We start from the raw sequence: 22,830 nt of genomic DNA on the forward strand, positions 1-22,830 counted from the left end.
CCGTCGCGCGACTCGAGTCCGCGCCTCGGCGCCGGGCCCAACCCCGAAAACAGGCCCGGCGCCGCGGTCTGGGAACTCAACCCAGCATGTCGGCCAGTTCCGCGTGCAGATCGAGCAACGCGGGAATCTGCTCCGCAGGCCGACGTCCCATGCCGCACTCGGTGGCGATGCCGAAGTCGGCGACCGCGGAACGGGCCGCTTCGATGCGCTGAAGCGCGCCCGCACGGCCGTCCGTGGCATGGACCAAACCGAGGTAGAGATCCGTCTCCGCCGGAAGGGTGAGATCGGCAAGGGGCTTGAAATAGTCTGCGTCGGTCCGCGAACGCGGCACCGGCAAGTGAATCCAGTTCACCGACCGGTCCAGCCCGGCCAGAATCCGGTCGGCGACCGCCGCGAGCCGACCGGTGTCAGCGGGTTCGGCGAAGTGCTGGTGCCCGAAATCGCCGTAGCACAGGTGATAACCGAGCTCGACCGGTTCGGGCACCGCGGCGCCCAACCGGACGAGGCGCTGCCCCACTTCCGCGAGCTGTGTCGCATAGTCAGAACCGAACCAAGACGGGAAGATCCCCTCGAAGATGGCGAACTCGACCGCGGCATCCCATTGCACAGCAAGGTCTTCCGCCGGTATCGCCGCGACTATGGCGTCCAGCTCGTCGAGCAGACGCGCTTCGTATCTGCGTTCCAACTCCCCCTGCGGGCCCGCGACGAACGCCCCGATCACCGCGATCGGCGTCGGCAAGCTCACCTGGAACCGGATGCCCGCCGGGATCGTGCCGTCCGCCCGCAATTCCTGGAATACCTGCCAGGATTCCACCGCCGCCTCCGCGTACCCCAACGGACCGAAGTCGATCGACGCCGGGTCTACGCCGGGCTTGGGCTGCACCCGTTCGCTCGGCCCGTACTCCGGGCTCGGCGGAGGAACGGTTTCCAGGTCGGGATGTGCCTGCATCTTGGGCAGCTGCCACACCACCCAGTTGTCCCGCACCCCGGTCTCGCCGTCCGGAATGCGTTTCACATGCTTCCCGACGCGTATCGCCGCCTCGGAGAAGACAGTCCGCGCATCCGACAGCGGAACACTGCCGCACAAATGAACTCCACGACCCTCACCCACCGCAACCTCCTGCACATGGCCTACCGCTGGTCCAGCCCGCCCGGTATCGAAACCAGGTATTTGCCACACGTTCTGCCCAAGATTCCGACCAACGTGGGCAATCGATCAGCCGAGCTATGCGATGCAGCGTAGGTGGGAACTCGTCGCTCGGATCCCCAGCTTTGGGAAACAGTCAGCGATCTGTTTACTGGCCCGATTCTCGGCGCGCCTCGTCCTGTCCTCTCCGCCACCGGCTCGTGCTCGCGGCCTTGCCGAGCCCGCTGTTGAGCAACAAGAATCACGACACGACGGTCGAGAGGATCGCCGACCCGGTACCGCCGGCCGCTCTGGAGGTTTCGTCACATCTGCGAATTACTCATCATGGTCAACGGCCTACCCGGCTCCGGAAAATCGACGTCGGCTCCCCCGCTGGCACGAGAACTACGCGCCCACCTGATTCGCAAAGACCTCGTCAAGGAGGCACTGGGTTCCGGGCTGGACAGCACCGCTGTCTTGCCGAACATCGGGGCCATCGCGATGGAAGCGGTGTGGGCGCTCGCCGCCGCGTTACCCGGTGTCGTCGTGGTCGACTCCTGGTGGTTCAAGCCTCGTGACATGCGGTACGCCGCCGAAGGTATCGCGATCTCCGGCGCCACCCGCGCCGTGGAGGTCTGGTGCTCGGTCCCGTCCGACGTCGCTCTGGCGCGATTTCACAGCCGCGCCCGCGCGGATCTGTATCAGGACGACGCGCATCTGGCGCAGGACTGGGACCGGTGGGCACGACTGGCCGAACCCCTCGCACTCGCTCCGGTCGTCACCGTCGACACCACTACCCCGGTCGACTACCCCGAGCTCGCGCGCCGGGTGATGGCCGCGGCCACAGTCACCATCGGCGACGTCCTCTAACGGCTGGGTCATCTGCCGCCGATCTACTTGATCTTCTGGAGCCGCGCCGGATCCGCCCCCGGCCTCCATGCTTGTCTGGGTAGATAATCGGGCGGAGTTCGTATGCGGTGGAGAGGCGCTATATGCATATATACGCAAAGGGACGTATCCTAATATTTTCTTCCCCGGGGTCAGTTACATAAGGGTCGCAAAGACTTCGGCCACACCGCGGCACTCGTCCTGTTCGATCTCTATGCCCACGCCACGGATTCCGACCCGCCTGGCCCCGCTGGCCCTCCCCTACCCGCAGATCCACAACTACCCCGGGCGACAACGTTATTCGCAAACCGATAGCAAGCTGAACTAACGTTCGAACGGTGCTTGGACATTCACACGCGACCAGTGGCGCGCTGGCCTGGTCGGCGGCAGCGGCGACGTTGCCGGTCACGATCTTGACGTTTCCCGCCCTCCAGGATGCGACAGGGCACCTGGGCACCGTCGACCTGCTGCTGGGCGTCTTCCTGACCGCCGGGGCGGCACTGCTGCCCGACGCCGACCATCCCGACGGGACGATCTCACATGCCCTGGGTCCGATCACGCACACCGCATGCAAGGTGATCTCATGGGTCTCGGGCGGCCATCGCGGCGCCACCCACTCTTTGGCGTTCGTCGCGGCCGTCGCCTATGGGACGTGGGCCGGTGAGCATTGGCTCGGCCGCTGGTTCACCCTGAGCCTGGTCTTCTTCCTTCTCGCCCTGGCCGTGCGCGCCCTGCACCTGTGCCCGTCCGGCAATAACTTCAAGGCGTGGGGGCCGATCGTGGTCCTCGCCTCCGCGGGCACCTTCGCGATGGAGCATTGGATCGCCGACAAGCCCGTCTGGCTGCCGTTCGCGGTCGGGTTGGGTGCGCTCGCGCATCTCCTCGGCGACTGCCTCACCGAGCGCGGCTGCCGCCTGTTCTGGCCGTTCGGCCTTCGAGTCAGCCTTCCGGTCATCGATCGCACCGGGAACAAGGTCGAAACCTTCCTTGTAGCACCGTTGTTCACGCTCGGCACCCTGGCGATCCTTTGGTACACCATCACCCACCAGCCCTGACAACTCGACGCTGCCGCCGGGGCGTCCCCTACCCCGCCCCGGCGATCGCCGCGCCACAGCGCGTGGGGCCACTGGTGGCAGTAGCCGGGTCTTGGCGGTGACCCCCTCCCCTCCTTGCTGCATTGGTGTGGTGGCTTGTTAGTGAGGTTGCAGATTTTGGCCACATAGTGAGATGCGCATATCTACGTAAGGACATCTTATTCACTACATCGACTCATCGCTTTCGTCACCCATCATCTCCACCCAGCGGGGCCCCCTACCCCGAGCCGTTTCTTCCGAGAACTCCGCACTCCCCCGGCTACCCTGATGCCATGCTTGCCTCGACCATGCAGCCGCAGCGCTGGACGCCGCCGCCCTCCCCTGCTCGGGCGCGCCGAAAGCACAGCACGCCACCCCTTCCCCCGGTCCGGCGCCTCGAGTTGCCCGGCGCGGGGCCCGAGGATGTCGTGCTCTCCCCCGACGGCAGGATCATCGCAGGCATCGCGGACGGCGCGATTCTCAGCATCGATCCGGCTACCGGCGGTGTCCGCGAACTCGCGAACACCGGCGGTCGCCCGCTCGGTCTGCACGCCGACGCCGACGGGCGCGTGCTGATCTGCGATGTCGAGCGTGGGCTGCTGGAGTTGGACACCGACGGAACGCTGACCGTGCTGGTGGACGAGATCGATGGCGAGCCACTGCGGTTCGCCAGCAATGTGGTGCGGGACGCCGACGGCACGATCTACTTCTCGGCGTCGTCGCGCCGGTACTCCCTCGACGAGTACATGGGCGACATTCTGGAGCACTCCGGCACCGGCCGCCTGTTCCGCCGGGATCCCGCGGGCGAAGTGCGGACGCTCATGGACGATCTGCAGTTCGCCAACGGACTGGTGCTGGCGCCCGATCGTTCCAGCGTGGTCGTCGCGGAGACCGGCGGCTATCGGTTGACGCGCTATTGGCTGTCCGGCCCCAAGGCCGGCACGTGGGAGAGGTTGATCGAGAATCTGCCCGGATTCCCGGACAACTTGGGCCTCGGCAGCGACGGCCTGATCTGGATCACGCTGCCGTCGCCACGGAATCCTTTGCTGGATCGGCTTCTTCCGCTGCCTGGCATGCTGCGGCGCATCGTGTGGACGCTGCCCAGTTGGGTGCAGCCGAAACCGGCGCGGACGGTGTGGGTGATGGCGGTCGATTTCGCGGGCGAGGTCGTGCACGACCTGCAGGTGGAAGGCACCGATTATTCGATGGTGACCGGTGTGGTCGAACAGGACGGCGTGTTGTATCTCGGCAGCCTCACAGAGCGGGCGGTGGCTGTCTCGCGCGTGCCATAGGGTTTCGCGACCACTTTCAGTGCACACTTGTACACTGAGGCTATGACAGAGAGCGCACGCCAACGGCAAGCGGAGGTGAGGGCGCTGGCCCGGCTGGCCGGTGACGAACTGGGCGGAGCGGTGGATGGGATCGCGGCCGTGCACCGGGCGATCGCGCACCGGGTGTTCGCCGCGGTGCGGTGGGGTGTGGGACCGGCGGCGGCGCCGGTCGAGCTGATGCACGATGCGATCGCCGAGAGCGTCTACCGTGTGGTCAGCGGATCGGCGGTGGTGGCGGGCATGGTCGCCGAGCGGACGGCGGATCTGCCCGGCGAAGCGCCGTCACGCACGGTGTACGGTTCGGGGTTGCTCGCCGCGCTGCAGGGTCTGATCGGTGACGATCTCGAGCAGACGCGACCGATTCTGGCCGCTCCGATGACGTTCCGGATCGATGGCGCGCCCGTGCGAGCCGAGCTGGTCGGTGCGCGCGTTCAGCGGCCCAGCGCGCATGTCGTGGTCTTCCTGCACGGGTTGGTGGAGAGCGAGCACGCGTGGCGTCTGGGCGGTGGGCCGACTTATGCCGAGCGGCTGGAGGGCGATATCGGTTGTACGGCGCTGCAGGTCCGGTACAACTCCGGGCTGCATATCTCGGAGAACGCGGCGCAGCTCAGCGAGCTGATGCGGTGTTTGGTCGAGCGGTGGCCGGTGCCGATCGAGCGGGTGTCGCTGGTGGGTCATTCGATGGGCGGGCTGGTCGCGCGGGGTGCGTGCTTCGTGGCGAGTGAGGCCGGATTGCCGTGGGTGCGGCTGGTGCGGCAGGTGGTGTGCCTGGGTTCGCCTCATATGGGTGCGCCGCTGGAGCAGGTGGTGCATTTCGCGTCGGCGGCGTTGGTGCGGTTTCCCGAGACTCGTCCGTTCGGGCGTTTGTTGCGTCGGCGTAGCGCGGGGATCCGGGATCTTCGTGACGGCTCTCTGGTGGACGAGGATTGGCGTGGTCTGGACGCTGACGCTCTGCGTCGCCGGGTGGTGCGCGAGGTTCCGCTGTTGGTGGGCGCGGACCACTATTTCGTCACCGCTACCGTCACTCGCAGTCCGCGGCATCCGCTGGGGCGTGTGCTCGGTGATGGGCTGGTTCTCACTCCGAGTGGTTCGGGTCGTGCTCGGACTCGTCGCGTCGGGTTCGACGTAGAGAAGGGGATGCATCTGGCGTCGGCGCATCATTTCACGTTGCTGAATGACGAGGCGGTGTATCGCGCGTTGGGTACCTGGTTGACGTCGGAGGCTGCCGAAGTCTCCGGGTGAGCCCTTCGGGGGCGGGACCGGCGTGGCCGTGTCCCGCCCGGGGTTCAGAGGAGGTCTTCGGGGTCGGCGTCGGCTTCCAGGCGTACGTCTTCGGCGAAGTGGGCTTCGGGGTCGTCGTGGTCGGTGTGGGCGGCGTAGAGCAGCAGGCAGCCGCGGATGCCGTCGAGGAGGTCTTCGAGGAGGTCGAGGGCGGGGCGGGCGGGGTCGAGGCGGCTGATGCGGAAGCCGGTGAGCATTGCTTCGCGGGTGTCGGCGTCGACGCCGAATCGGTGGGCTTGGGTTTCGATTTCGGCGACGCGGGCGACGAGGCTCCAGGGCGCGGGGACGCGGCCTTCGTGCACGGCCATCGCTTCGGCGATGAGGTCGAGGACGACTTCGGTGGGGGTGTCGCCGGCGGCGAGTCGTTCGAGTACGAGGGTGGGGGTTTCCACTTGGAGGGCTTCGATGTCGTCGGCTTCGGCGACGACGTCGGTGGTGGGTACGTTCGCGGATTCTCCGGCGACTTCGGCGGCGGCGTAGAGCCAGTGTGCCGCGGCGACGGAGGCGGAGGCGGGGTCGAGTTCGGTGAACAGTTCGATGCTGCCGAGCGGGTCGGCGCGCAGGAGTGCGTCGGCGGCGTGGACCTGGGCCGGGGATACGTCGGGGCGGGACAGTTCGACGGCTTGGCGGGCGCGGCCGGAGAGGTCGCCGCGTTCGGCGGATTCGATGGCTTCTTGTTCGGTGCGGACTTCGGCGGCGACGGTGTCGAGCAGGGCGGCGTCGTCGATGTCGTGGAGGGTGCGTCCGATGCGGTGGGCGGATTCGACGACGCCGCTGTAGGAGACGAGCAGTCCTTCGTCGGTGGGCAGGTGGGGGGTGCGCAGGCCGGTTTCGACTTCTTTGAAGTTGCGGCGTTCCTCGGCGCGGCGCCATGCTTCGCTGTTGGGGACGTCGGGGTCGCCCGCGGCGCTGGCCGGGTGGGTGTAGGTGCGCCATTGGAATCGCGAGAGGGTGGTGAGGTTCGACGCCAGATCGGTTGCCTGGTCCCTGGTCACCTGCGGGGGCAGGGTGGCCACCGTCTGGGCGAGGTCGCCTCGTCCGGTCGCCCAGGTGGCGACGAGGGCGGCGCGGTCGGCATCGAATGCGTATCTGGTCACCTGGGCAAGTCTGGTCGATCGGCGGCGGTTGCGCTCGGTCAATTGCTTCGCTTGTGTGGGGTTGTGCGGCGTTTCCCGGGGGCGCGCTGGGTGGATGGGGTGGGGCGTGGATTGTGACGGTGGCGCAACCGGCGACACGCGGATTCCTTCGCAGCCGTCAGCAATCTCACAGCTACGCTACGGCGATGCGTATACGGACTCACCGGCGCGGGTTCGCCGCGTTGTCGGCCGCTGCGGCTGTGCTGATGGCTTCGGGTGTTTCCGCTGCTCAGCCGAGCCGGGAGCTGCCTGCGTTCGATGCGGATTTTCTGTGGGGTGTGGCGTCGTCGGGGTTTCAGTCGGAAGGTGATGCGCCGGACAGCAACTGGTCGCGTTTCATCGCATCGGGTGAGACGGCGGATCCGTATCTCGATTCGGTGGACTTCGCCCGCCGCTTTGGCTCCGATATCGATCTGGCGGCGCGTCTGGGTGTGCGGGTGTATCGGGTGGGGATCGAGTGGGCGCGGTTGCAGCCGGCGCCGCATGCGTGGGACGAGGCGGCGTTCGGGTTCTACGACAAGGTGATCGCGCGGATCGTGGCGGCGGGGATGCGGCCGATGCTGACCTTGGATCATTGGGTGTATCCGGGGTGGGCGTCGGACCGTGGTGGGTGGCGCAATCCGGGCATGGTCGAGGATTGGCTGGCGAACATGCGCAAGGTGGTGCAGCGGTATGCCGCGCGTGATCCGTTGTGGGTGACGTTCAACGAGCCCGCGGCGTATGTCGGCACCGAGTTGCGTACCGGGGGGATCAGCGTGGCGGAGGCTCCGGTGATGGTGGATCGGATCGCGCAGGCGCACAACGAGATCTACGACGTCATCCATGGTTATCGGCCGGGTGCGCAGGTGACCAGCAATCTGGGTTATGTGGCGGGCGCGGAGACGGAGGTGAATCAGCCGATCGTGGATCGGATCTCGGCGAAGCTGGATTTCATCGGGGTGGATTACTACTTCGCTCCGTTGCCGCAGACCGGGGAGGCGGCGCAGGGCGGCGCGGAGGGTGGTCCTGCGATGTGGGAGTTGCCGGTGCATCCGGAGGGTATCTACTACGCGTTGCGGCATTACGCGCGCCAGTTTCCGGGGCGTCCGCTGTATGTGGTGGAGAATGGTATTCCGACGGAGAACGGGCAGGCGCGGCCGGATGGCTATACGCGTGCGGATCATCTGCGGGACACGGTGTATTGGTTGCAGCGGGCGAAGGCCGATGGGATGAACGTGATCGGCTACAACTACTGGAGTCTGACGGACAATTACGAGTGGGGTTCGTATGCGCCGCGGTTCGGGCTCTACACGGTGGATGTGCTGACCGATCCGGCGTTGACGCGCCGTGCGACGGATGCGGTCGACGCGTATGCCCGGCTGATCCGTGCGGGTGGCGTGGCGCCGTCTTATCGGCCGACGCGGGCTCCGGTTCCCTGTCTGCAGATCGACGCGGTGGATACCTGCGCCGGGGACGACCCGGCTTAGTGGCGGGTGATGCCGGTTGTCGCCGCGTGGTGGTGGTGTTGCGGTAACGTCGGCGGCGAGCACGTGTCGCGTTCGGGGGTGGTGACGCTCCGCCCGGAAAGGTGATTCATGACCATCGATAGTCACCTGCCGCTCGGCTTGCAGTATCCGGCGGCGTCCTTCTCGGAGTTCCTGCGCCGGTACGCGCCGCAGTTGCTGCCGGCCATGGGTTTCGATGCGGGCGGCGCGGTCGATTTCGCGCCGCACGGTACGACGATCGTGGCGATCAGTTATCGGGGTGGTGTGCTGGTGGCGGGTGATCGCCGGGGCACGATGGCGCATCTGGTGGCGACGCGGGATATGCAGAAGGTGTTCGTCACCGACACGTATTCGGCGGCCGGTTTCGCGGGCACGGTGGGTATGGCGCTGGAGATGATCCGGTTGTTCGCGGTGGAGCTGGAGCATTACGAGAAGATCGAGGGGGCGTCGCTGACGTTCGACGGCAAGGCCACGAAGTTGTCGGCGATGGTGCGCGCGAATCTGCCTGCGGCGTTGCAGGACATGGCGGTGATTCCGGTGCTGGTCGGTTATGACGTGGATGCCGCCGATCCGGAGCGGGCGGGCCGGATCGTGTCGTATGACGCGGTGGGTGGGCGGCGGGAGGAGCGTTTCGGTTACACCGCGGTCGGTTCGGGGTCGGTGTTCGCGAAGTCGTCGTTGAAGAAGACGTATCACCGGGATATCGATGAGCAGGCGGCGTTGCGGCTGGCGGTGGAGGCGTTGTTCGACGCGGCCGACGACGATACCGCGACGGGTGGGCCGGATCTGGCGCGGGCGATCTATCCCACCGCGGTGCTGGTGGACGCCGAGGGTGCGGTGGAGGTTGCGGCGGAGCGTCTGGCGGAGATCGCCGGTGTGGTCGCCGACGCGCGTGCGGCGGCGGAGGGGCGTTGAGGAGAGCCGCTTCGTGCGGTTTCCGGGGAAATCCACTGGGGGGCCGCGGGTTAGCGGATTGCGCGGCCGTGGCGAGCGCGTGGGGTGCGGGTTTGTGACCGAAGTCCCACTGCGCACTTGTTAAGCCTGTCACAGCAATTGGGCGGTGCCCGGGTGCGGCGCCGGACGCTGAAATCGCGAACGCCGAGTTCAACGCCGTGCACGAAAAGTTACTCACCGGTTGGGTCACTCTCGGCTCGTAGGCCCCGGGAGCTGCGGCGATGTGTGGGAGATCGATCACGCTTGCCCGCTGCCGCCGCGCTGCTACGGTGAATTCCGTCGATGGCCGATGACGCCCGATCGAATTACATCTCATTGATGTGCCGCGATTTCCGATCTTCGGGCAATTCCACTGTTATTGCGTTGAGCGTCAGGGAATTCATGCGGCACCGGCGAAACTGGAGCAATGGTACAACCAACCCCTTGGCAGGTAAGCGAAGCGCGAGACGGCCGGAGCCGCGGCTCCGGAGGCAGGGCACGCGGCGCGAGGCCACCACGGGGTGTGGATTGGGGATTCTTGTTCGCTGCGGCCACGAGTGCGGCCGGCTTCGCGTTGCTGTTCCAGCCGTGGCTGTCGGCGTCGGGTTCGGGTGGTGAGGCTCGCGCCGACGCGTTCGGCCGGGTCACCGGGGTCACCCACGGTTTCGACGAGTGGTCGGTGTCGAAATTCCGTGACGTGAACATCAGCGGAGCCTGGGGTCTGCTGGCCGCGGCCGCGATGATGGTCACCGTGTTCGCGGTGGTGGCGCAGGCGCGGTCGCGTACCCGCGTGCTGGCTCACGTGATCATGGGTTCCAGTGTGGCCGCGGCGATGCTGGTGCTCGTCGCGCTGCTGTACCTGAATGCCAGGGCGCCGGAATTGCGGATCCTGGTCGATCCGGGTGAAGGTCTCGGTGCGGGGTTGATGCATCGCTTGTTCGGCGAGGGCGCGTCGGCCACTTCGGATAACGGTGATCGGCGCATGGCCGCTGCCGGGCTGACGCCTGTCGCGTTGATCGCCGGTGTGCTCAGCTGCTCCGCCGCGGTGGCCGCCGTCGCGCAGGGCAGTCGGCGCTACGGTTCGAGCCCGATGCGGGCGCTCGCGTGGTTGGTGACGCCGCTGCCCGCCGAGCCGGCGCAACCTCCGGCTGCCGCCGAGGCACCCCGCCCGGCCGTCGCCGAGGCGCCGCGTCCAGCCGCTGTCCAGCCGCCGCGTCCGGCGGCGCCCCCTGAACCGGACGCGGCCGAGCGGCTGCTGCTGTGGGACGAGTTGGTCTTCGATGACGATCTGGTCGCCAATGTCACCTGGGTGCGCAACACCGAACCACCGCGGCGCGCGACCTCCGGGCACCGGTCGAAGACCTCGACGCCGGTCCTCACCCGCTAGCGGCTGCGGGCTGATCCGGTCCCAGTACGCGTGCCCGCGTTTCGGGTGACCACTGGACGTATTCCAGCTGCGCCCCGTCGGCGTGCCGCACGTACACGAACGTTCCGGTGGCGCTGGTGAGCGGTCCGGCGATCAGTTCCGCCCCGTGTTCGGTCACCGTCCGCAGCAGGGCGTCGAGATCGTCGACGATCACCGGGCCGACCGTGGTCCGGTACCGCTCGACGTCTTGCGCCCGGCCCGCGATGAGCAGGAAATCGCCGACCGCGGCGAGCTCGGCGTCCTCGAAGCCGAAACGGAGATCCGCCTTCGCGCCGGCCAGCCGTTCGTAGATCGGCAGGGCGGTGTCGAGGTCGGTGACGAAGACTCGTGCATAGGTTTTCAGGATGCGCACAGCGTCACTCCGGGAGCGGGGGAAGCTCGAGGTTGTCGCGGAAGGTCGCGCCGACGTAGTCGGATCCGACGATGCCGCGGCGGCGCAGTTCCGGCAGCAGTCCGTTGACGACGAAGTCGCGGGTGCGTTCGTCGGCGAGCCCGCCGAGGGAGATCACGTCGAGAACGCCTGCCCGGTAGCGTTCTTCGACGGCGTCGGCGAGTTGTTCGGGGGTTCCGGCCGCAGCCCAGTGTCCGGTGTCTTTGGCGGCGATGATCAGCTCGCGCAATGTCTTTCCCGCTCGGGCGAAGTTGCTGAAGATCTCCACCCGGCCGCGCCTGCGGTGCACCGACGCCACGTCGGGCAGCAGGTGCTCCGGGAGAGGCTTGTCCAGCGGCAGGCCGGACAGGTCGACGCCGCCGCCGAGCATGTCGGCGAGGGCGGCGCGTCCGGCGTCGAAGTCGGTCGCCTCCGCCTGTTCCCGGGCCAGGCGTCTGGCCTCGGCTTCGGTGGCGCCGTAGGTGGCGTGGAACGAGCTCATGATCAACGGCAGGCCGGGGGCGCGGCCGAGTTCGCTCGCCCGGGCGCGGATGCGCTTGGTGTAGGTCACCGCGTCTTCCAGGGTGGGTAGCGAGGTGAACACCACCTCTGCGAAGCGCGCGCCCAGTTCGATGCCGCCCGCGGACTGCCCGGCCTGGAACTGGACCGGCCTGCGTTGCGGTAGGGGCGGGATGTTCAGCGGTCCGCGCACGGTGAAGTACCGGCCCGCGTGGTCGATGGGCCGGACACGGGTGGGGTCCAGGATCGCGCCGCCGTGCTCGTCGGGGGTCAGCGCGCCGGGCCGCCAGCTGTCGAACAGGGCGTTGACCACCTCGAGGGATTCGGTGGCGCGCGCGTAGCGTTCTTCGGGGCTGGGCAGGTCCTGGTCGCCGTAGTTCTCCTCCCCTACCGAGGAGGTCACCGCGTTCCAGGCGGCGCGGCCGTTGCTGATGTGGTCGAGGGTGCCGAAGAGCCGGGCGAGGTTGTAGGGATGGTGGAAGGTGGTGGTCACCGTCGCGATGAGCCCGACGTGCGAGGTGACGGCGCTCAGCGCGGACAGGAAGATCAACGGTTCTTGCGCGCCGATCGCGCCTTGGGCGCCGAAACTGAGCAGGTCGGCCGCGAAGAGGGCGTCGAATCCGTGTTGTTCGGCGATCTTCGCGACCTCGATCGATGACGCGACCGTGGTCGCGGTCGGATCGATGGCCGCCGCGTATACGCTGACCGCGCCGCTGACTCCCGTGACGGTTTTCAGCGGCCGCCGTCGTCCACCAGCATTGCCCATTGCGGCGACGCTACTGGCGCGCGGCTGCGGGGTAACGGGTTGCGATCAGCGAGATGTTTTCTGCTCGAGCGGGATTCGATGCGGGTGGGTGTGCCCGATCCGCTGCCGAACGGCGGGATGGGCGGCGGTTGCCGAGCTGGAGTGCGAAATCTGCTCGAGCCACCAGTGTCCGGGTGTTCGAACGACGGGGTGACGGTCCTAGGCTTCTCGCTCACGCTGGTCGCCGTGGTCGTCGGCGGTGGTGTGGTCCGTGCGCGGCACCCGCACCACTCCGCTGTCGAGGTCGATGTCGAATCGCGGCGCGTGGGTCTGTCCGTCGCTGTCTTCGCTGCCCTCGTGGGTCAGCTTCTTGCCCGGAAACAGCTCCCCGATGACGCCCATACGATCACGATACGCGTGCGCGGCGGCCTGGACGCCGCCGCGCCGAATGGCTGGTCGCCGCGCGATAGCCGAAGACGGTCCCATTTCGGCACCCGAGGGGCCGCGGCTCGGTTAGCATCATGTTCTGCTCCTGTCGGCTGAGGACCGCGGCACGGGGGGCACTGGGCGACCGACACTTGTATCGAACGACAGATCGGCCACCGCATGGAACAAGACGCCGACCTCGCCCAGGCTCGGGTCTTCTTGGAGTTGCTGACCCGGCAAGCCCGGACCTTGGCGCGGGACATCGAATTCTCCTACCGTGGCGATCCCGCCGTGCGGCACCAGTTGCACAGCGAACTGTGCGTCGTGCGCCGCTATATCGAGCGGCTGCACCGTAGGTTCCCGGAAACCGCCGGGCCACAGGGCGATCGGCGGCTGGTCGCGGTCCAGGGCGTCGGGGGACGCCGGACGCTGGGCTGAGCGGCCGGAACCGTGCCGATCTCAGCGTCCGGGCGCGGTGGCGGCGTGCTCGGGGACGGGCACGGTGAGCATGGCGACGATCATGTCCACGATTTCCGCGGCGTCCCCGGGATGGGCGGTGCGGACTCCCGATTCCAGGGTGCGCTCGTAGTCGGCGATCAAGGCGAACATGACGGTGGCCATGGTCTCCAGGCGCTGCCTGCGCAGCTGCCGCGGCAGGCCGGTCAGCGCCGCGTCCAGGCGGGTGGCGATGATGCGGACCGCGGCGCGGTCGGCGTCCGCGAGGCGGTGCGCGTCGGCCACCACGGGGTGGGTGCGCACGACTTCCAGGAACCGGCCCAGGTGGGTGACCCGGTCGTGGCCGAGCAGTTCGAGGATCGGTGTCGCGAGCATCGCGACGAGGGCGTGCACGTCGTTGGCGCGGCCGTCGGCTTCGTGGGCGGCCAGCAGTTGCATGCGCCGCTGTTCGAGCCAGTTCATCCGGCGTTCGACGATGGCCTCGATCAGGCCGGTGCGCGAATCGAAGTAGTAGTGGACCGCGGAGTTGTTGCGCTGGCCAGCGGCCGCGGCGATGTCGCGCAGCGGCACGTCGACGCCGCGTTCGGCGATGAGGCGTTCCCCGGCGTCGAGCAAGGCGGTGCGCGATGCGTCGCTCGGCATATCCGCACTGTACTAAACACTGGTATTGACGATGTTAAACACAGATGCTTAATTGAACGCGTGGTTGATGTGGCGGTGGTCACCGGTGCCGCGTCCGGTTTGGGCGCCGCGCTGTGCCGCCTGCTGGCCGCACGCGGCGTCGCGGTCGTGGCGGCCGATATCGACGCCGCCGGGCTGGTCGGGCTGGCCGCCGACACCGCGATCCACACCCAGGTCGTCGACGTCTCCGACGACGATCAGGTGCGCCACCTGATCCACGGCGCGGTGGCCGAACTGGGGCGCATCGACTTCCTGTTCAACAACGCGGCCATCCGACTCGGCGGCACCGTCGAGCACATGCCCTTGCCGCAGTGGCAGCGGATCGTGGACGTGAACCTGTGGGGTGTGGTGCACGGGACGCGGCACGCCTACCCGCTGATGCGCGCGCAAGGTTCCGGGCACATCGTCAACATGGCGTCGCTCGCGGGACTGACGCCGGTGTCTCCGTCGGCCGCCTACGCGATGACCGAGCACGCCGTGGTCGGACTGAGCACCGCGCTGCGCGCCGAAGCGGCAGCGTCCGGGGTCAAAGTGAGCGTGGCGGTGCAAGGCGGGGTCGCGACCGACATCGTCGATTCCGGGATCGACCTGCCCGGGTATTCCTATCGGCAGGCGGCGCGCCGGATGCCGATCGGGATGATCAGCGCCGAACGGGCCGCGCGGCACATCCTGCGCGGCATGCGCAAGAACAAACCCTACATCGTGTTCCCGCACTACAACAGGGCGGTGATCGCCGCGCACCGGTGGTGTCCGGGTCTGATGAGCCGTTTCCGGGGGCGCGGATGATCGCCTGCGGTCCGATCTTCCAACTGTGCTGGGTGGTAGCCGATCTGGCCGCGGCCTGCCAGGCGTTCACCACCCGGTACGGGGTGGGCGAGTGGTTCACCATCCCGGAGGTCCACTTCGGTCCCGACGCCGCCGAACTGCGCGGCGCCCCGGCGGAGTACACCATCGCCGTGGCGCTCGGCTATGCCGGTGGCCAGCAGTTGGAGCTGATCGAGCCGCGCGGCGGAGTGAGCCTGTATGCCGAGCATCTGGACCGTCTCGGTCCAGGGCTGCATCACGCCGCCTGGGTGCCCGATGACTACGACGCCGCGCTCGCGGAGGCCGCGGCGGCGGGGATCGAGATCGCCGCGCGCGGACGGTTCGAGGGCGTCGGGATGGAGTTCGCCTATCTCGAGGGCGGGCCGATCGGCTCGCACATCGAATTGCTGCGGTTGTCGCCGGAGATGAAGGCGCTGTTCGACCACTTGATTCCGGAAGGCTTCACCAACCCATGGCAGTAGGCGGTGATCTCCTGGGCGGCCTCGGCAACTGCCGGGGCGGCTCGGGTCCGCTTGCGGCCTTTTCCTCTCCCGTTCCGGTCACGGCCCGCTGCGGCGGGTACCGGCGCCGGGACCCGCGCGGCGCGCTGGACGCGCCAGGAAGGCGAGCATCATGCGTTTCACCTACGCCGAGACGATGACCGATCCGTCGTATTACCTCGCTCTCGCCAAAGCCGCCGAGGAGGCGGGCTACACCTCCATGGCCGTGGCCGACAGCGTGGCGTATCCGAAGGAATCCGACGCGAAGTACCCCTACACCCCCGACGGCAGCCGTGAATTCCTGGAGGACAAGCCGTTCGTGGAGGCGTTCGTGCTCAGCGCGGCGATGGCGGCGGTGACCACCACGTTGCGTTTCACGCCGTTCGTGCTGAAGCTGCCGATCCGGCCGCCCGTGCTGGTGGCCAAGCAGGCCGCCTCGGTGGCCGCGCTGAGCGGCAACCGGTTCGGGCTCGGCGTCGGCATCAGCCCGTGGCCGGACGACTTCGAGATCATGGGGGTGCCGTTCGACAAGCGCGGCGCGCGGATGGACGAGTGCATCGATATCGTGCGCGGGCTCTCGGCGGGCGGCTACTTCGAATACCACGGGCAGTTCTACGACATTCCGCCGATCAAGATCAGCCCGGTGCCGACCGAGCCGGTGCCGATCCTGGTCGGCGGGCACAGCAAACCCGCGTTGCGGCGGGCCGCGCAGCGTGGTGACGGGTGGATGCACGCGGGTGGCGACGGCGCCGAACTGGACCGGCTGCTGGCCGAACTGGACGCGCTGCGCGCGGAGTACGGCACCCGCAAGGATTTCGAGGTGCACGTCATCTCGCTGGACGGTTTCACCGTCGACGGCATCAAACGACTCGAGGACAAAGGGGTCACCGACGTGATCGTCGGCTTCCGGCTGCCTTACACCACCGAGCAGGACACCGAGCCGCTGGAGACGAAGATCGCCAACCTGTCGCGCTTCGCCGAGAAGGTCATCGCACGCGTCAACCGGTGAGGCCGGCCGCGGGTCACGACGCGAGCGCCGCGGCGGCCGCCGCGAGGGTCTGCGCCCGGTAACCGGCGCCGAACAGCACGACGTGCACCAGCAGCGGATGCAACTGATGCAGCGGCGTGCGGGCGCGCCACCCGTCGGCGAGCGGGCGGGTCTCGTGGTAGGCGGCCTGGATGCGGTCCAGGTGCGCGGCGCCGAAAAGGGCGAGCATGGCCAGGTCGGTCTCGCGGTGACCTGCGTGCGCGGCCGGGTCGACGAGCATGGCCCGTTCCGGGGTCCACAGGATGTTGCCCGACCACAGGTCGCCGTGGAGGCGGGCCGGTGGTTCGGGCGGCCCCGCCAGCTCGTCGATGCGGTCGATGACGCGCTCGATCAGGCGGGTTCCCTCGGCGCCGAGCGCACCGGCCGCCCGGGACAGGTAGGGCGCGAGGCGATGTTCGGCGTACCACCGCGACCATGGTCCGTCCGTCGGGGTGTTCGGCAGCGGCAGGCTCGCGATCCAGCCTTCCCACGGCGCCCCGAACTGCTCGGATCCGCCGGCGTGCAGCGCGGCCAGTTCCCGGCCCAGCCGCTCGGCGGCCGTGGGCGTGGGGCCGGTCTCCCGCAGCCATGGCAGCACCAGCATCCGCTCGTCGGCCGCCAGCACCTCCGGCAGTAAGGCGCCGTCGCCTGCCGGGCCCGGCGCGGCGCTGCGCAGCCAGGTCAGTCCCGCCGCTTCGGCCGCGAAGACGGGCGTCGGGCCGTCCGAGGCCTTCACGAAGACGATCCGGCCGTCGGTCAGTTCGGCGCGGTGCAGCGTCCAGGCATGGCTGGCGCCGAGATCGGTGACGGTGCGAATCGGCGCCGCCAGCAGGGCCGACAGGTGGGCGGCGCGGCTCACCGGACGCCCGCGGTGAGCCGTTTCATGGTGTCCTCGTCGGCGGGGAAGAACGATTCGATGGCCAGTTCGGCGACGGTGACGTTCATCGGGGTGCCGAACACCGTCGTGACACTGAGGAACGACAACTCGTCGCCGTCGTGGTCGATCCGCAGGGGAACCACCGCCTGGTCGGGTTCGGGGACGGCGAGTTCCACTTCGCCGCCGGGGTAGGACCGCAGTTCCTCGAGCAGGTCGGCCAGGTCCCGGGATCCGGTGACCTCGGCCTGGCGCGCCAGACGGGCGAAGATGTGGCCGCGCCATTCGGCGAGGTTGCGGATGCGCCCGGCCATGCCGTCGGGGTGCAGGCTCAGCCGCAGGGCGTTCACCGGCGGTTGCGTCAATGCCGGATCGATGCCGGCGATGAGGACGGCCACGCCGCTGTTGGCGTCGATCATCGTCCAGTTCTGGTCGATGGCCAGCGCGGGGTAGGGCTCGTGGCCGGCCAGGATCTGGCGCATCGCGCCGCGGACGGCGTCCATGGCCGGGGTGTCCAGGCCGGGCTGTGCGTAGGCCGGGGCGTAGCCCGCGGCCAGCAGGACGCGGTTGCGTTCGCGCAACGGGATCTCCAGATGCTCGGACAGATGCACGATCATCGTCCGGCTGGGGGTAGCGCGTCCGGTCTCGATGAAGCTGAGGTGCCGCGCCGAGGTGTCGGCTCGTCCGGCCAGCTCCAGCTGGCTCAGCCTGCGTTCCAGGCGCCAATGTCGCAGCAGGTCACCTGCCGTCGGGGTACTCACGCCCCGATCCTACGAACGGCCGCCCGGCGTGGCCATTACCTCGCGGGTAATCGACAGCGCTACCCGGCGGCGCCGTTCTCGACCACGCCGGGCAGGACGCGCGTCACCGGCCGGAATGCTGTTCCGGCCGGATCCACTGTGCGATCAGGCCATCTCGGGGACGCGCAGGTGCGCGAAGGCCAGATCGAACTCCCCCACCTCCAGGACGTTGGCCCCAACCCGCTGGGTCGCCGTCGCCCTGATCCGATTGGTCTGCTCGCGGCTGCCGTCCATCGCCTCCCGGTTCTCCCACACCGTCGCGCCGACGGCTCGGCCGCTGTCCCGGTCGATGAACAGGCTGGCGCTGCAGAACCCGTCGAGCATCTCCGTCTGCGGCAGCACTTCGTTCTTGAATGTGTCGGCCAGCCGATCGAGCTGGCCCGGATCCACCTGAACCCACGTGCACCGGGTGCAGGAGCCGTCGCCGGCCGGATGGTCGCGGTGCATCACCGCGATCTCCCACTCCTCCACCCGCTCGGCCCGCCCGCCGAGCCGCCGGGCCATGCCCTCGCGCAGTGGCTGGACGCGCCCTCTGCTGGCGTGCAGAGCCTCCTCGGTCTCCCACGAGGTCGTGGCGATGCAGCGTCCCGTCGACCGGTCGGCCATCAGGGACAAACCGACCCACCCCTGGATCTCGGGCAGATTCGGCATCAATTCATCGCGCAGATACGCGAGCCCGTCGTCGATCGATGACGGCTGGGCCGCGATGGTGCTGGAACGTGCGTACACGGGCCACCTCCCGCCCTGTCAGGGTGGCGCCCCGGTGGCGCCACCGGACATACTCACCTTCCTCCAGCCCGCGTCCGCACGCAATGCCCGCCTGCACCCGCGGATCGCCTGCCCGAGCCTGCCGTACCCTGGGGCGATGACCGACCCGGTGCCGCTCGAGGATTCCGAGTCGCTGCGGCTGGCGCGCCTGTTCCTCGATGCCACAGTGGATCTCGTGATCGACCGGCCCTACGGAAGCCATCACCCCCGGTGCGGATTCCGCTACCTCGCCAACTACGGCTACGTCCCGCTCACCCGCGCCCCCGATGGGCAGGAACTCGACGCGTACTTCCTCGGACCGGCCGAACCGATGGTCTTCGCACGGGGACGCTGCGTCGGGATCATCCACCGGTTCTACGACGATGACGACAAGCTTCTGATCGTCCCGAGCGCAGATCCGGTCCTGGACGACGCGGCGATCCATCAGGCCGTCGCGTTCCAGGAGACCCCAGGTCACTACGTCCTCGTACGGAGCTGACCGGTGCCGATTGGGCGCGCGGATACCGGGTAGGTCCCGGGCATGGAACTGTTGGTGATTCTCGGACTCGCGGTGCTCGTCGGCGCGGTGATCCTCTATCAAAAGAGGTCCGGCAAACGGCCCGGCGCACCCGAGGTACCCGGCAACGACGGCGAGTAGGGAGCGGCTATGAGCGCGATGGATCCCGATCCCGCGAAAACACCCGATCTGGAACCCGGCGGCGGAGTGCCGCCGGGCGCCACGCCCCCGGACACGCCGCAGACCTCCGGGCTGTCGGCGCCGGAGCCCAGCACCAGACACCACTTCCCCGTCACCGGGGTCGTGGCGATGCTCATCGGGGCGGTGGTGATCCTGCTCTTCGTCGCCGCGGCGGTCGGCATCGTGGTGTCGATGCTGTGACCGGTGCCCCGACGGTCGGCCGCTCGGACGTGCGGCCGACCGTGGGTCAGCGTGCGCGCACTCTCACAGGATCGGCCTGCCCCCGGTGACCGCGATGCGGGCGCCGGAGACGTAGCTGCCGTCGTCGGAGGCCAGCATGACGTAGGTGGGGGCCAGTTCGGCCGGCTGACCGGCACGACCCAGCGGGGTATCGTCGCCGAATTTCGCGACCTTCTCCACCGGCATCGTGGCCGGGATCAACGGGGTCCAGATCGGGCCCGGCGCGACGCTGTTGACCCGGATCCCGCGTTCGCCCAGCAGCTGCGCGAGGCTGGCGGAGAAATTCGCGATGGCGGCTTTGGTCGCCGCGTACGGAGCCAGGGTGGGTGAGGGCATGTCGGAGTTGACCGAGGAGCTGCCGATGATCGACGAGCCGGGGGGCATGTGCGGCAGCGCCGCCTTCACCAGATAGAAGTAGGCGTTGATGTTCAGTTTGACGGTGTGCTCGAATTCCTCGTCGCTGATCTCCTCGAGCGTCTCGTGCGTCATCTGGAACGCCGCGTTGCTCACCAGGACGTCGATCTTCCCGAATTCGCGCACCGCACGGTCGATGACGGCGCGGCAGTGCGCGGCCTCGGACAGGTCGCCGGGCACGAGCACGGCTTTGCGTCCGGCCTGCGTCACCAGGTCGGCGACCTGTTTGGCGTCCTCGTCCTCGTCGAGGTAGGAGATGAGCACATCCGCGCCCTCGCGCGCGTAGGCGATCGCCACCGCCCGTCCGATGCCGCTGTCGGCGCCGGTGATGACGGCGGCTTTGCCGGTCAACTTCCCGGAGCCGCGGTAGCTGTCCTCACCGCAGTCCGGGACCGGGGTCATCCTGGCCTGGATACCAGGGACGTCTTGCTGCTGTTCGGGAAAACCCATGTCGTCTCTTCCTCCTGTGCACTTCGGCGCTACGGGTGATCACGTGTCCTGCTGCTGCCGCCAGTCGCGCACCGCGTCGCGCGTGCGGTCGAACAGCGCCAACGGCGGGCCGGCCAGCAGGTTCGCCGGCGCGGACTCCCCCGCGTGCGGATGCGGGCGGGTGGGCGCCACCGCCTCGGCGGCCCGCACCGATCCGGCCATCCGCTTCAGTTGGCTGCTGGAGAACTGCGCGCGCAGCAGCGGGAACTCCTCGGCTTCCTCGTGCGTGGCGTGCTCGTCGACCGCGGCGGCGAACCGGGCCAGCCGGGCATCGAACTCCGGATGGTCCACACCGAGGTGGTAGAGGTCGGCCAGCGCGCGTTTGGCCGCGTTCTCCTCCGCCAACCGCGGTTGCACGATGTCGGCGTCGGCGCCGAAACGGGCTCGCCCGGCCACCGGGTGCACGACCTCCTCCTCGGCGCTCTCGTGCACGGCCAGCAACCGCACCAGGTCGGTGAACAGATCCTGTTTCGCGTCGGGACCCGCCTGTAGTCGCGCCAGCAGCTCGCGGATCTTCGCGTGCTGGGCGGTGAGCAGGTCGACGACATCCTGGTCGGTCATCGCAACACTCATTTCTGTCGCTACGGAATGAATTCCTGGACTTTGGCTTTCGCGCCCTGCGCGACCAGGTGCCAGGCGTCGGGGTCGCCGCGCAGCACGGCTTCGGCGGTGTCCTTCATCTGATCCCAGGTCGCGTGCGGCGGGATGGGCGGCACGTCGGGGTCGCAGTGCACGTCGAGCACGACCGGGCCGTCGGCGTGCAGGGCGCTGTCCCAGGCCGGGCCCAGCTCCTCGGGGGTCCGCACGGTGATGCCGGTCAGGCCGGCGCTGTGGGCGACCTCGGCGTAGGAGACGTCGGGAAGCGTTTGCGACTGCTCGAATTTCGGCGCGCCGCCCATGGCCCGCAGCTCCCAGGTGACCTGGTTGAGGTCGTTGTTGTGGAAGACGCAGACGACCAGGCGCTGGTCGCGCCAGCGGGGGCGGTAGCGGGCGATGGTCAGCAGTTCGGCCATGCCGTTCATCTGCATGGCGCCGTCGCCGACCAGCGCGATCACGGGCCGGTCGGGGTGGGCGAACTTGGCGCCGATGGCGTAGGGCACGCCGGGGCCCATGGTGGCCAAGGTGCCCGACAGCGATCCGCGCATCCGGCCGCGAAAGCGCAGGCAGCGGGCGTACCAGTTGGTCGAGGACCCGGAATCCGCGGTGACGATGGCATCCTCGGGAATGCGTTCGGACAGCTCCCACACCACCCGCATCGGGTTGACCGGTTCGGCGTCCAGCAGGGATTGGCGTTCGACGGTCTGCCACCAGCGGGCGACGTTCTTCTCGACCCGCTCCCGCCAGCTGCGGTCGCCCTTGCGCCGCACCAGCGGAATCAGCTCCGCCAGCGTCGATTTCGCGTCGCCGACCAGGTTCACCTCGGTGGGGTACCGCATGCCGATCATGGCGCCGTCGAGGTCGATCTGCACCGCGCGCGCCTGCCCCGGTTCGGGCAGGAACTGGCTGTAGGGGAAATTCGATCCGACGATCAGCAGCGTGTCGCAGTCGCGCATGAGCTCGTAACTGGGCCTGCTGCCGAGCAATCCGATCGCGCCCGTGACGAAAGGCAGGTCGTCGGGCAGCACGTCCTTGCCCAGCAGCGCCTTCGCCACGCCCGCGCCGGTGCGCTCGGCGAGCTCGATGACCTCCTCGGCGGCCGCGCGGGCGCCCTGACCGACGAGGATGGCGACCTTCGATCCGGCCTCGAGCACCTCCGCCGCGCGCCGGATGTCCTCGTGCGCGGGCACCACGCGTGTCGAGAGCGATCCCGGTGGGCTCGACGGCACCTGCTTGAAGGCGTGCTGCGGTGGATGGTATTGCTCTTCTTGCAGATCCGACGGGATGATCACCGCGGTCGGGGCCCGGCGCGCGGCCGCGATCCGGAAGGCGCGATCCAGCGCGTTGGGCAGCTGGCTGGCCACGTTCACCTCGACCAGATAGTCCGACGCCACGTCCTTGAACAGACTCTGCAGATCCACTTCCTGCTGATAGCTGCCGCCCATGGCGCTGCGGGCGGTCTGCCCGACGATCGCCACCACCGGGACGTGATCGAGCTTCGCGTCGTACAGCCCGTTGAGCAGGTGAATCGCCCCGGGCCCCGAGGTCGCGGTGCACACGCCCACCTTGCCGCTGAATTTGGCGTATCCGGTGGCCTGGAACGCCGACATCTCCTCGTGGCGGGCTTGGATGAACGCCGGCGTGTCCTCGGCGCGGCCGAAAGCGGCGATCAGGCCGTTGATCCCGTCGCCGGGATAACCGAAGACCTGCTCGACGCCCCACTCCCGCAGACGCTGCACGACGTAGTCACCGACCTGTTGAGCCAT

At 68.5% G+C, this 22,830-nt stretch carries 25 protein-coding genes; 13 read left to right on the forward strand and 12 right to left on the reverse strand.

Annotated elements, in window-relative coordinates:
• Positions 1 to 76 precede the first annotated feature (76 nt).
• Entirely contained in the window at positions 77 to 1,015 is a 939-nt protein-coding gene (locus tag QMG86_RS16220; RefSeq protein ID WP_281880525.1) for a uroporphyrinogen decarboxylase/cobalamine-independent methonine synthase family protein, read from the reverse strand.
• 456 nt (positions 1,016 to 1,471) lie between these two features.
• On the opposite strand from QMG86_RS16220, the gene QMG86_RS16225 reads away from it, so the two are divergent.
• The 4 genes from QMG86_RS16225 (at position 1,472) to QMG86_RS16240 (ending at position 5,660) form a co-directional block, all read left to right on the forward strand.
• Entirely contained in the window at positions 1,472 to 1,996 is a 525-nt protein-coding gene (locus tag QMG86_RS16225; protein WP_281880526.1) for a P-loop nucleotide/nucleoside kinase family protein, read from the forward strand.
• Between the two features lie 356 nt (positions 1,997 to 2,352).
• Entirely contained in the window at positions 2,353 to 3,069 is a 717-nt protein-coding gene (locus tag QMG86_RS16230) for a metal-dependent hydrolase (RefSeq protein WP_281880529.1), read from the forward strand.
• Positions 3,070 to 3,380: 311 nt separating this feature from the next.
• The gene (locus QMG86_RS16235) at positions 3,381 to 4,379 is read left to right on the forward strand and encodes an SMP-30/gluconolactonase/LRE family protein (RefSeq protein ID WP_281880532.1); all 999 of its coding nucleotides are present in this window, start codon (positions 3,381 to 3,383) and stop codon (positions 4,377 to 4,379) included.
• Positions 4,380 to 4,421: 42 nt separating this feature from the next.
• Positions 4,422 to 5,660 carry a lipase family alpha/beta hydrolase gene (locus QMG86_RS16240; RefSeq protein ID WP_281880534.1) on the forward strand — a complete coding sequence of 413 codons (1,239 nt, stop codon included), beginning with the start codon at positions 4,422 to 4,424 and terminating at the stop codon, positions 5,658 to 5,660.
• Between the two features lie 44 nt (positions 5,661 to 5,704).
• Here the strand turns inward: QMG86_RS16240 and QMG86_RS16245 are convergent, their stop codons facing one another.
• Positions 5,705 to 6,796 carry a hypothetical protein gene (locus QMG86_RS16245; RefSeq protein WP_281880536.1) on the reverse strand — a complete coding sequence of 364 codons (1,092 nt, stop codon included), beginning with the start codon at positions 6,794 to 6,796 and terminating at the stop codon, positions 5,705 to 5,707.
• Positions 6,797 to 6,981: 185 nt separating this feature from the next.
• Here QMG86_RS16245 and QMG86_RS16250 point away from each other — a divergent pair, with 185 nt between their 5' ends.
• From QMG86_RS16250 to QMG86_RS16260, 3 genes are all read left to right on the forward strand, one after another.
• Positions 6,982 to 8,301 (forward strand): family 1 glycosylhydrolase, encoded by a 1,320-nt coding sequence (locus QMG86_RS16250; RefSeq protein WP_281880537.1) that lies wholly within the window; start codon positions 6,982 to 6,984, stop codon positions 8,299 to 8,301.
• Positions 8,302 to 8,409: 108 nt separating this feature from the next.
• Positions 8,410 to 9,234 (forward strand): proteasome subunit beta, encoded by an 825-nt coding sequence (prcB, locus tag QMG86_RS16255; protein WP_281880538.1) that lies wholly within the window; start codon positions 8,410 to 8,412, stop codon positions 9,232 to 9,234.
• A 556-nt stretch (positions 9,235 to 9,790) separates the two neighbouring features.
• The gene (locus QMG86_RS16260; RefSeq protein WP_281880540.1) at positions 9,791 to 10,639 is read left to right on the forward strand and encodes a hypothetical protein; all 849 of its coding nucleotides are present in this window, start codon (positions 9,791 to 9,793) and stop codon (positions 10,637 to 10,639) included.
• Here QMG86_RS16260 and QMG86_RS16265 read toward each other — a convergent pair.
• From QMG86_RS16265 to QMG86_RS16275, 3 genes are all read right to left on the reverse strand, one after another.
• Positions 10,629 to 11,030 carry a VOC family protein gene (locus tag QMG86_RS16265; protein WP_281880541.1) on the reverse strand — a complete coding sequence of 134 codons (402 nt, stop codon included), beginning with the start codon at positions 11,028 to 11,030 and terminating at the stop codon, positions 10,629 to 10,631. The genes QMG86_RS16260 and QMG86_RS16265 overlap by 11 nt on opposite strands.
• A gap of 4 nt (positions 11,031 to 11,034) precedes the next feature.
• Positions 11,035 to 12,333, reverse strand: coding sequence for an NtaA/DmoA family FMN-dependent monooxygenase (locus tag QMG86_RS16270; protein ID WP_281880542.1), 1,299 nt, complete (start codon positions 12,331 to 12,333; stop codon positions 11,035 to 11,037).
• A 198-nt stretch (positions 12,334 to 12,531) separates the two neighbouring features.
• Positions 12,532 to 12,714 carry a hypothetical protein gene (locus QMG86_RS16275; protein ID WP_281880543.1) on the reverse strand — a complete coding sequence of 61 codons (183 nt, stop codon included), beginning with the start codon at positions 12,712 to 12,714 and terminating at the stop codon, positions 12,532 to 12,534.
• Between the two features lie 204 nt (positions 12,715 to 12,918).
• Here QMG86_RS16275 and QMG86_RS16280 point away from each other — a divergent pair, with 204 nt between their 5' ends.
• Entirely contained in the window at positions 12,919 to 13,176 is a 258-nt protein-coding gene (locus QMG86_RS16280) for a hypothetical protein (RefSeq protein ID WP_281880552.1), read from the forward strand.
• Between the two features lie 21 nt (positions 13,177 to 13,197).
• Here the strand turns inward: QMG86_RS16280 and QMG86_RS16285 are convergent, their stop codons facing one another.
• On the reverse strand, positions 13,198 to 13,836 hold the full coding sequence (locus QMG86_RS16285) for a TetR/AcrR family transcriptional regulator (RefSeq protein ID WP_281880553.1): 639 nt from the start codon (positions 13,834 to 13,836) through the stop codon (positions 13,198 to 13,200).
• 60 nt (positions 13,837 to 13,896) lie between these two features.
• On the opposite strand from QMG86_RS16285, the gene QMG86_RS16290 reads away from it, so the two are divergent.
• The 3 genes from QMG86_RS16290 to QMG86_RS16300 all read left to right on the forward strand — a co-directional run bounded on the left by QMG86_RS16290 (position 13,897) and on the right by QMG86_RS16300 (position 16,188).
• Entirely contained in the window at positions 13,897 to 14,661 is a 765-nt protein-coding gene (locus QMG86_RS16290; protein ID WP_281880554.1) for an SDR family NAD(P)-dependent oxidoreductase, read from the forward strand.
• The gene (locus QMG86_RS16295; RefSeq protein WP_281880556.1) at positions 14,658 to 15,161 is read left to right on the forward strand and encodes a VOC family protein; all 504 of its coding nucleotides are present in this window, start codon (positions 14,658 to 14,660) and stop codon (positions 15,159 to 15,161) included. Before QMG86_RS16290 ends, QMG86_RS16295 begins: the two co-directional genes overlap by 4 nt.
• 151 nt (positions 15,162 to 15,312) lie before the next feature.
• The gene (locus QMG86_RS16300; protein ID WP_281880557.1) at positions 15,313 to 16,188 is read left to right on the forward strand and encodes a TIGR03619 family F420-dependent LLM class oxidoreductase; all 876 of its coding nucleotides are present in this window, start codon (positions 15,313 to 15,315) and stop codon (positions 16,186 to 16,188) included.
• Positions 16,189 to 16,201: 13 nt separating this feature from the next.
• Here QMG86_RS16300 and QMG86_RS16305 read toward each other — a convergent pair whose 3' ends face one another.
• From QMG86_RS16305 to QMG86_RS16315, 3 genes are all read right to left on the reverse strand, one after another.
• On the reverse strand, positions 16,202 to 17,065 hold the full coding sequence (locus QMG86_RS16305) for a fructosamine kinase family protein (RefSeq protein ID WP_281880558.1): 864 nt from the start codon (positions 17,063 to 17,065) through the stop codon (positions 16,202 to 16,204).
• On the reverse strand, positions 17,062 to 17,841 hold the full coding sequence (locus QMG86_RS16310; protein WP_281880560.1) for a helix-turn-helix domain-containing protein: 780 nt from the start codon (positions 17,839 to 17,841) through the stop codon (positions 17,062 to 17,064). The genes QMG86_RS16305 and QMG86_RS16310 overlap by 4 nt, the downstream gene beginning before the upstream one ends.
• A gap of 144 nt (positions 17,842 to 17,985) precedes the next feature.
• Complete coding sequence (locus QMG86_RS16315) at positions 17,986 to 18,609, reverse strand: antibiotic biosynthesis monooxygenase (protein ID WP_281880562.1); 624 nt, start codon at positions 18,607 to 18,609, stop codon at positions 17,986 to 17,988.
• Positions 18,610 to 18,745: 136 nt separating this feature from the next.
• Between QMG86_RS16315 and QMG86_RS16320 the strand changes: the two genes are divergently transcribed.
• On the forward strand, positions 18,746 to 19,126 hold the full coding sequence (locus QMG86_RS16320) for an inorganic diphosphatase (RefSeq protein ID WP_281880564.1): 381 nt from the start codon (positions 18,746 to 18,748) through the stop codon (positions 19,124 to 19,126).
• 168 nt (positions 19,127 to 19,294) lie between these two features.
• On the forward strand, positions 19,295 to 19,525 hold the full coding sequence (locus QMG86_RS16325; RefSeq protein WP_281880565.1) for a DUF6480 family protein: 231 nt from the start codon (positions 19,295 to 19,297) through the stop codon (positions 19,523 to 19,525).
• Between the two features lie 63 nt (positions 19,526 to 19,588).
• Here the strand turns inward: QMG86_RS16325 and QMG86_RS16330 are convergent, their stop codons facing one another.
• From QMG86_RS16330 to QMG86_RS16340, 3 genes are read right to left on the reverse strand one after another with little or no spacing between them, the layout of a single operon-like run.
• A complete protein-coding gene (locus tag QMG86_RS16330) occupies positions 19,589 to 20,428 on the reverse strand; it encodes an SDR family oxidoreductase (protein ID WP_281880567.1) in 840 nt (279 codons plus the stop codon).
• A 39-nt stretch (positions 20,429 to 20,467) separates the two neighbouring features.
• Positions 20,468 to 21,028, reverse strand: a complete 561-nt coding sequence (locus tag QMG86_RS16335; protein WP_281880568.1) for a hemerythrin domain-containing protein — start codon at positions 21,026 to 21,028, stop codon at positions 20,468 to 20,470.
• Between the two features lie 20 nt (positions 21,029 to 21,048).
• On the reverse strand, positions 21,049 to 22,830 hold the full coding sequence (locus QMG86_RS16340; protein WP_281880569.1) for a thiamine pyrophosphate-requiring protein: 1,782 nt from the start codon (positions 22,828 to 22,830) through the stop codon (positions 21,049 to 21,051).

Source organism: Nocardia sputorum, from assembly GCF_027924405.1.
Taxonomy (GTDB): Bacteria; Actinomycetota; Actinomycetes; order Mycobacteriales; family Mycobacteriaceae; genus Nocardia; species Nocardia sputorum.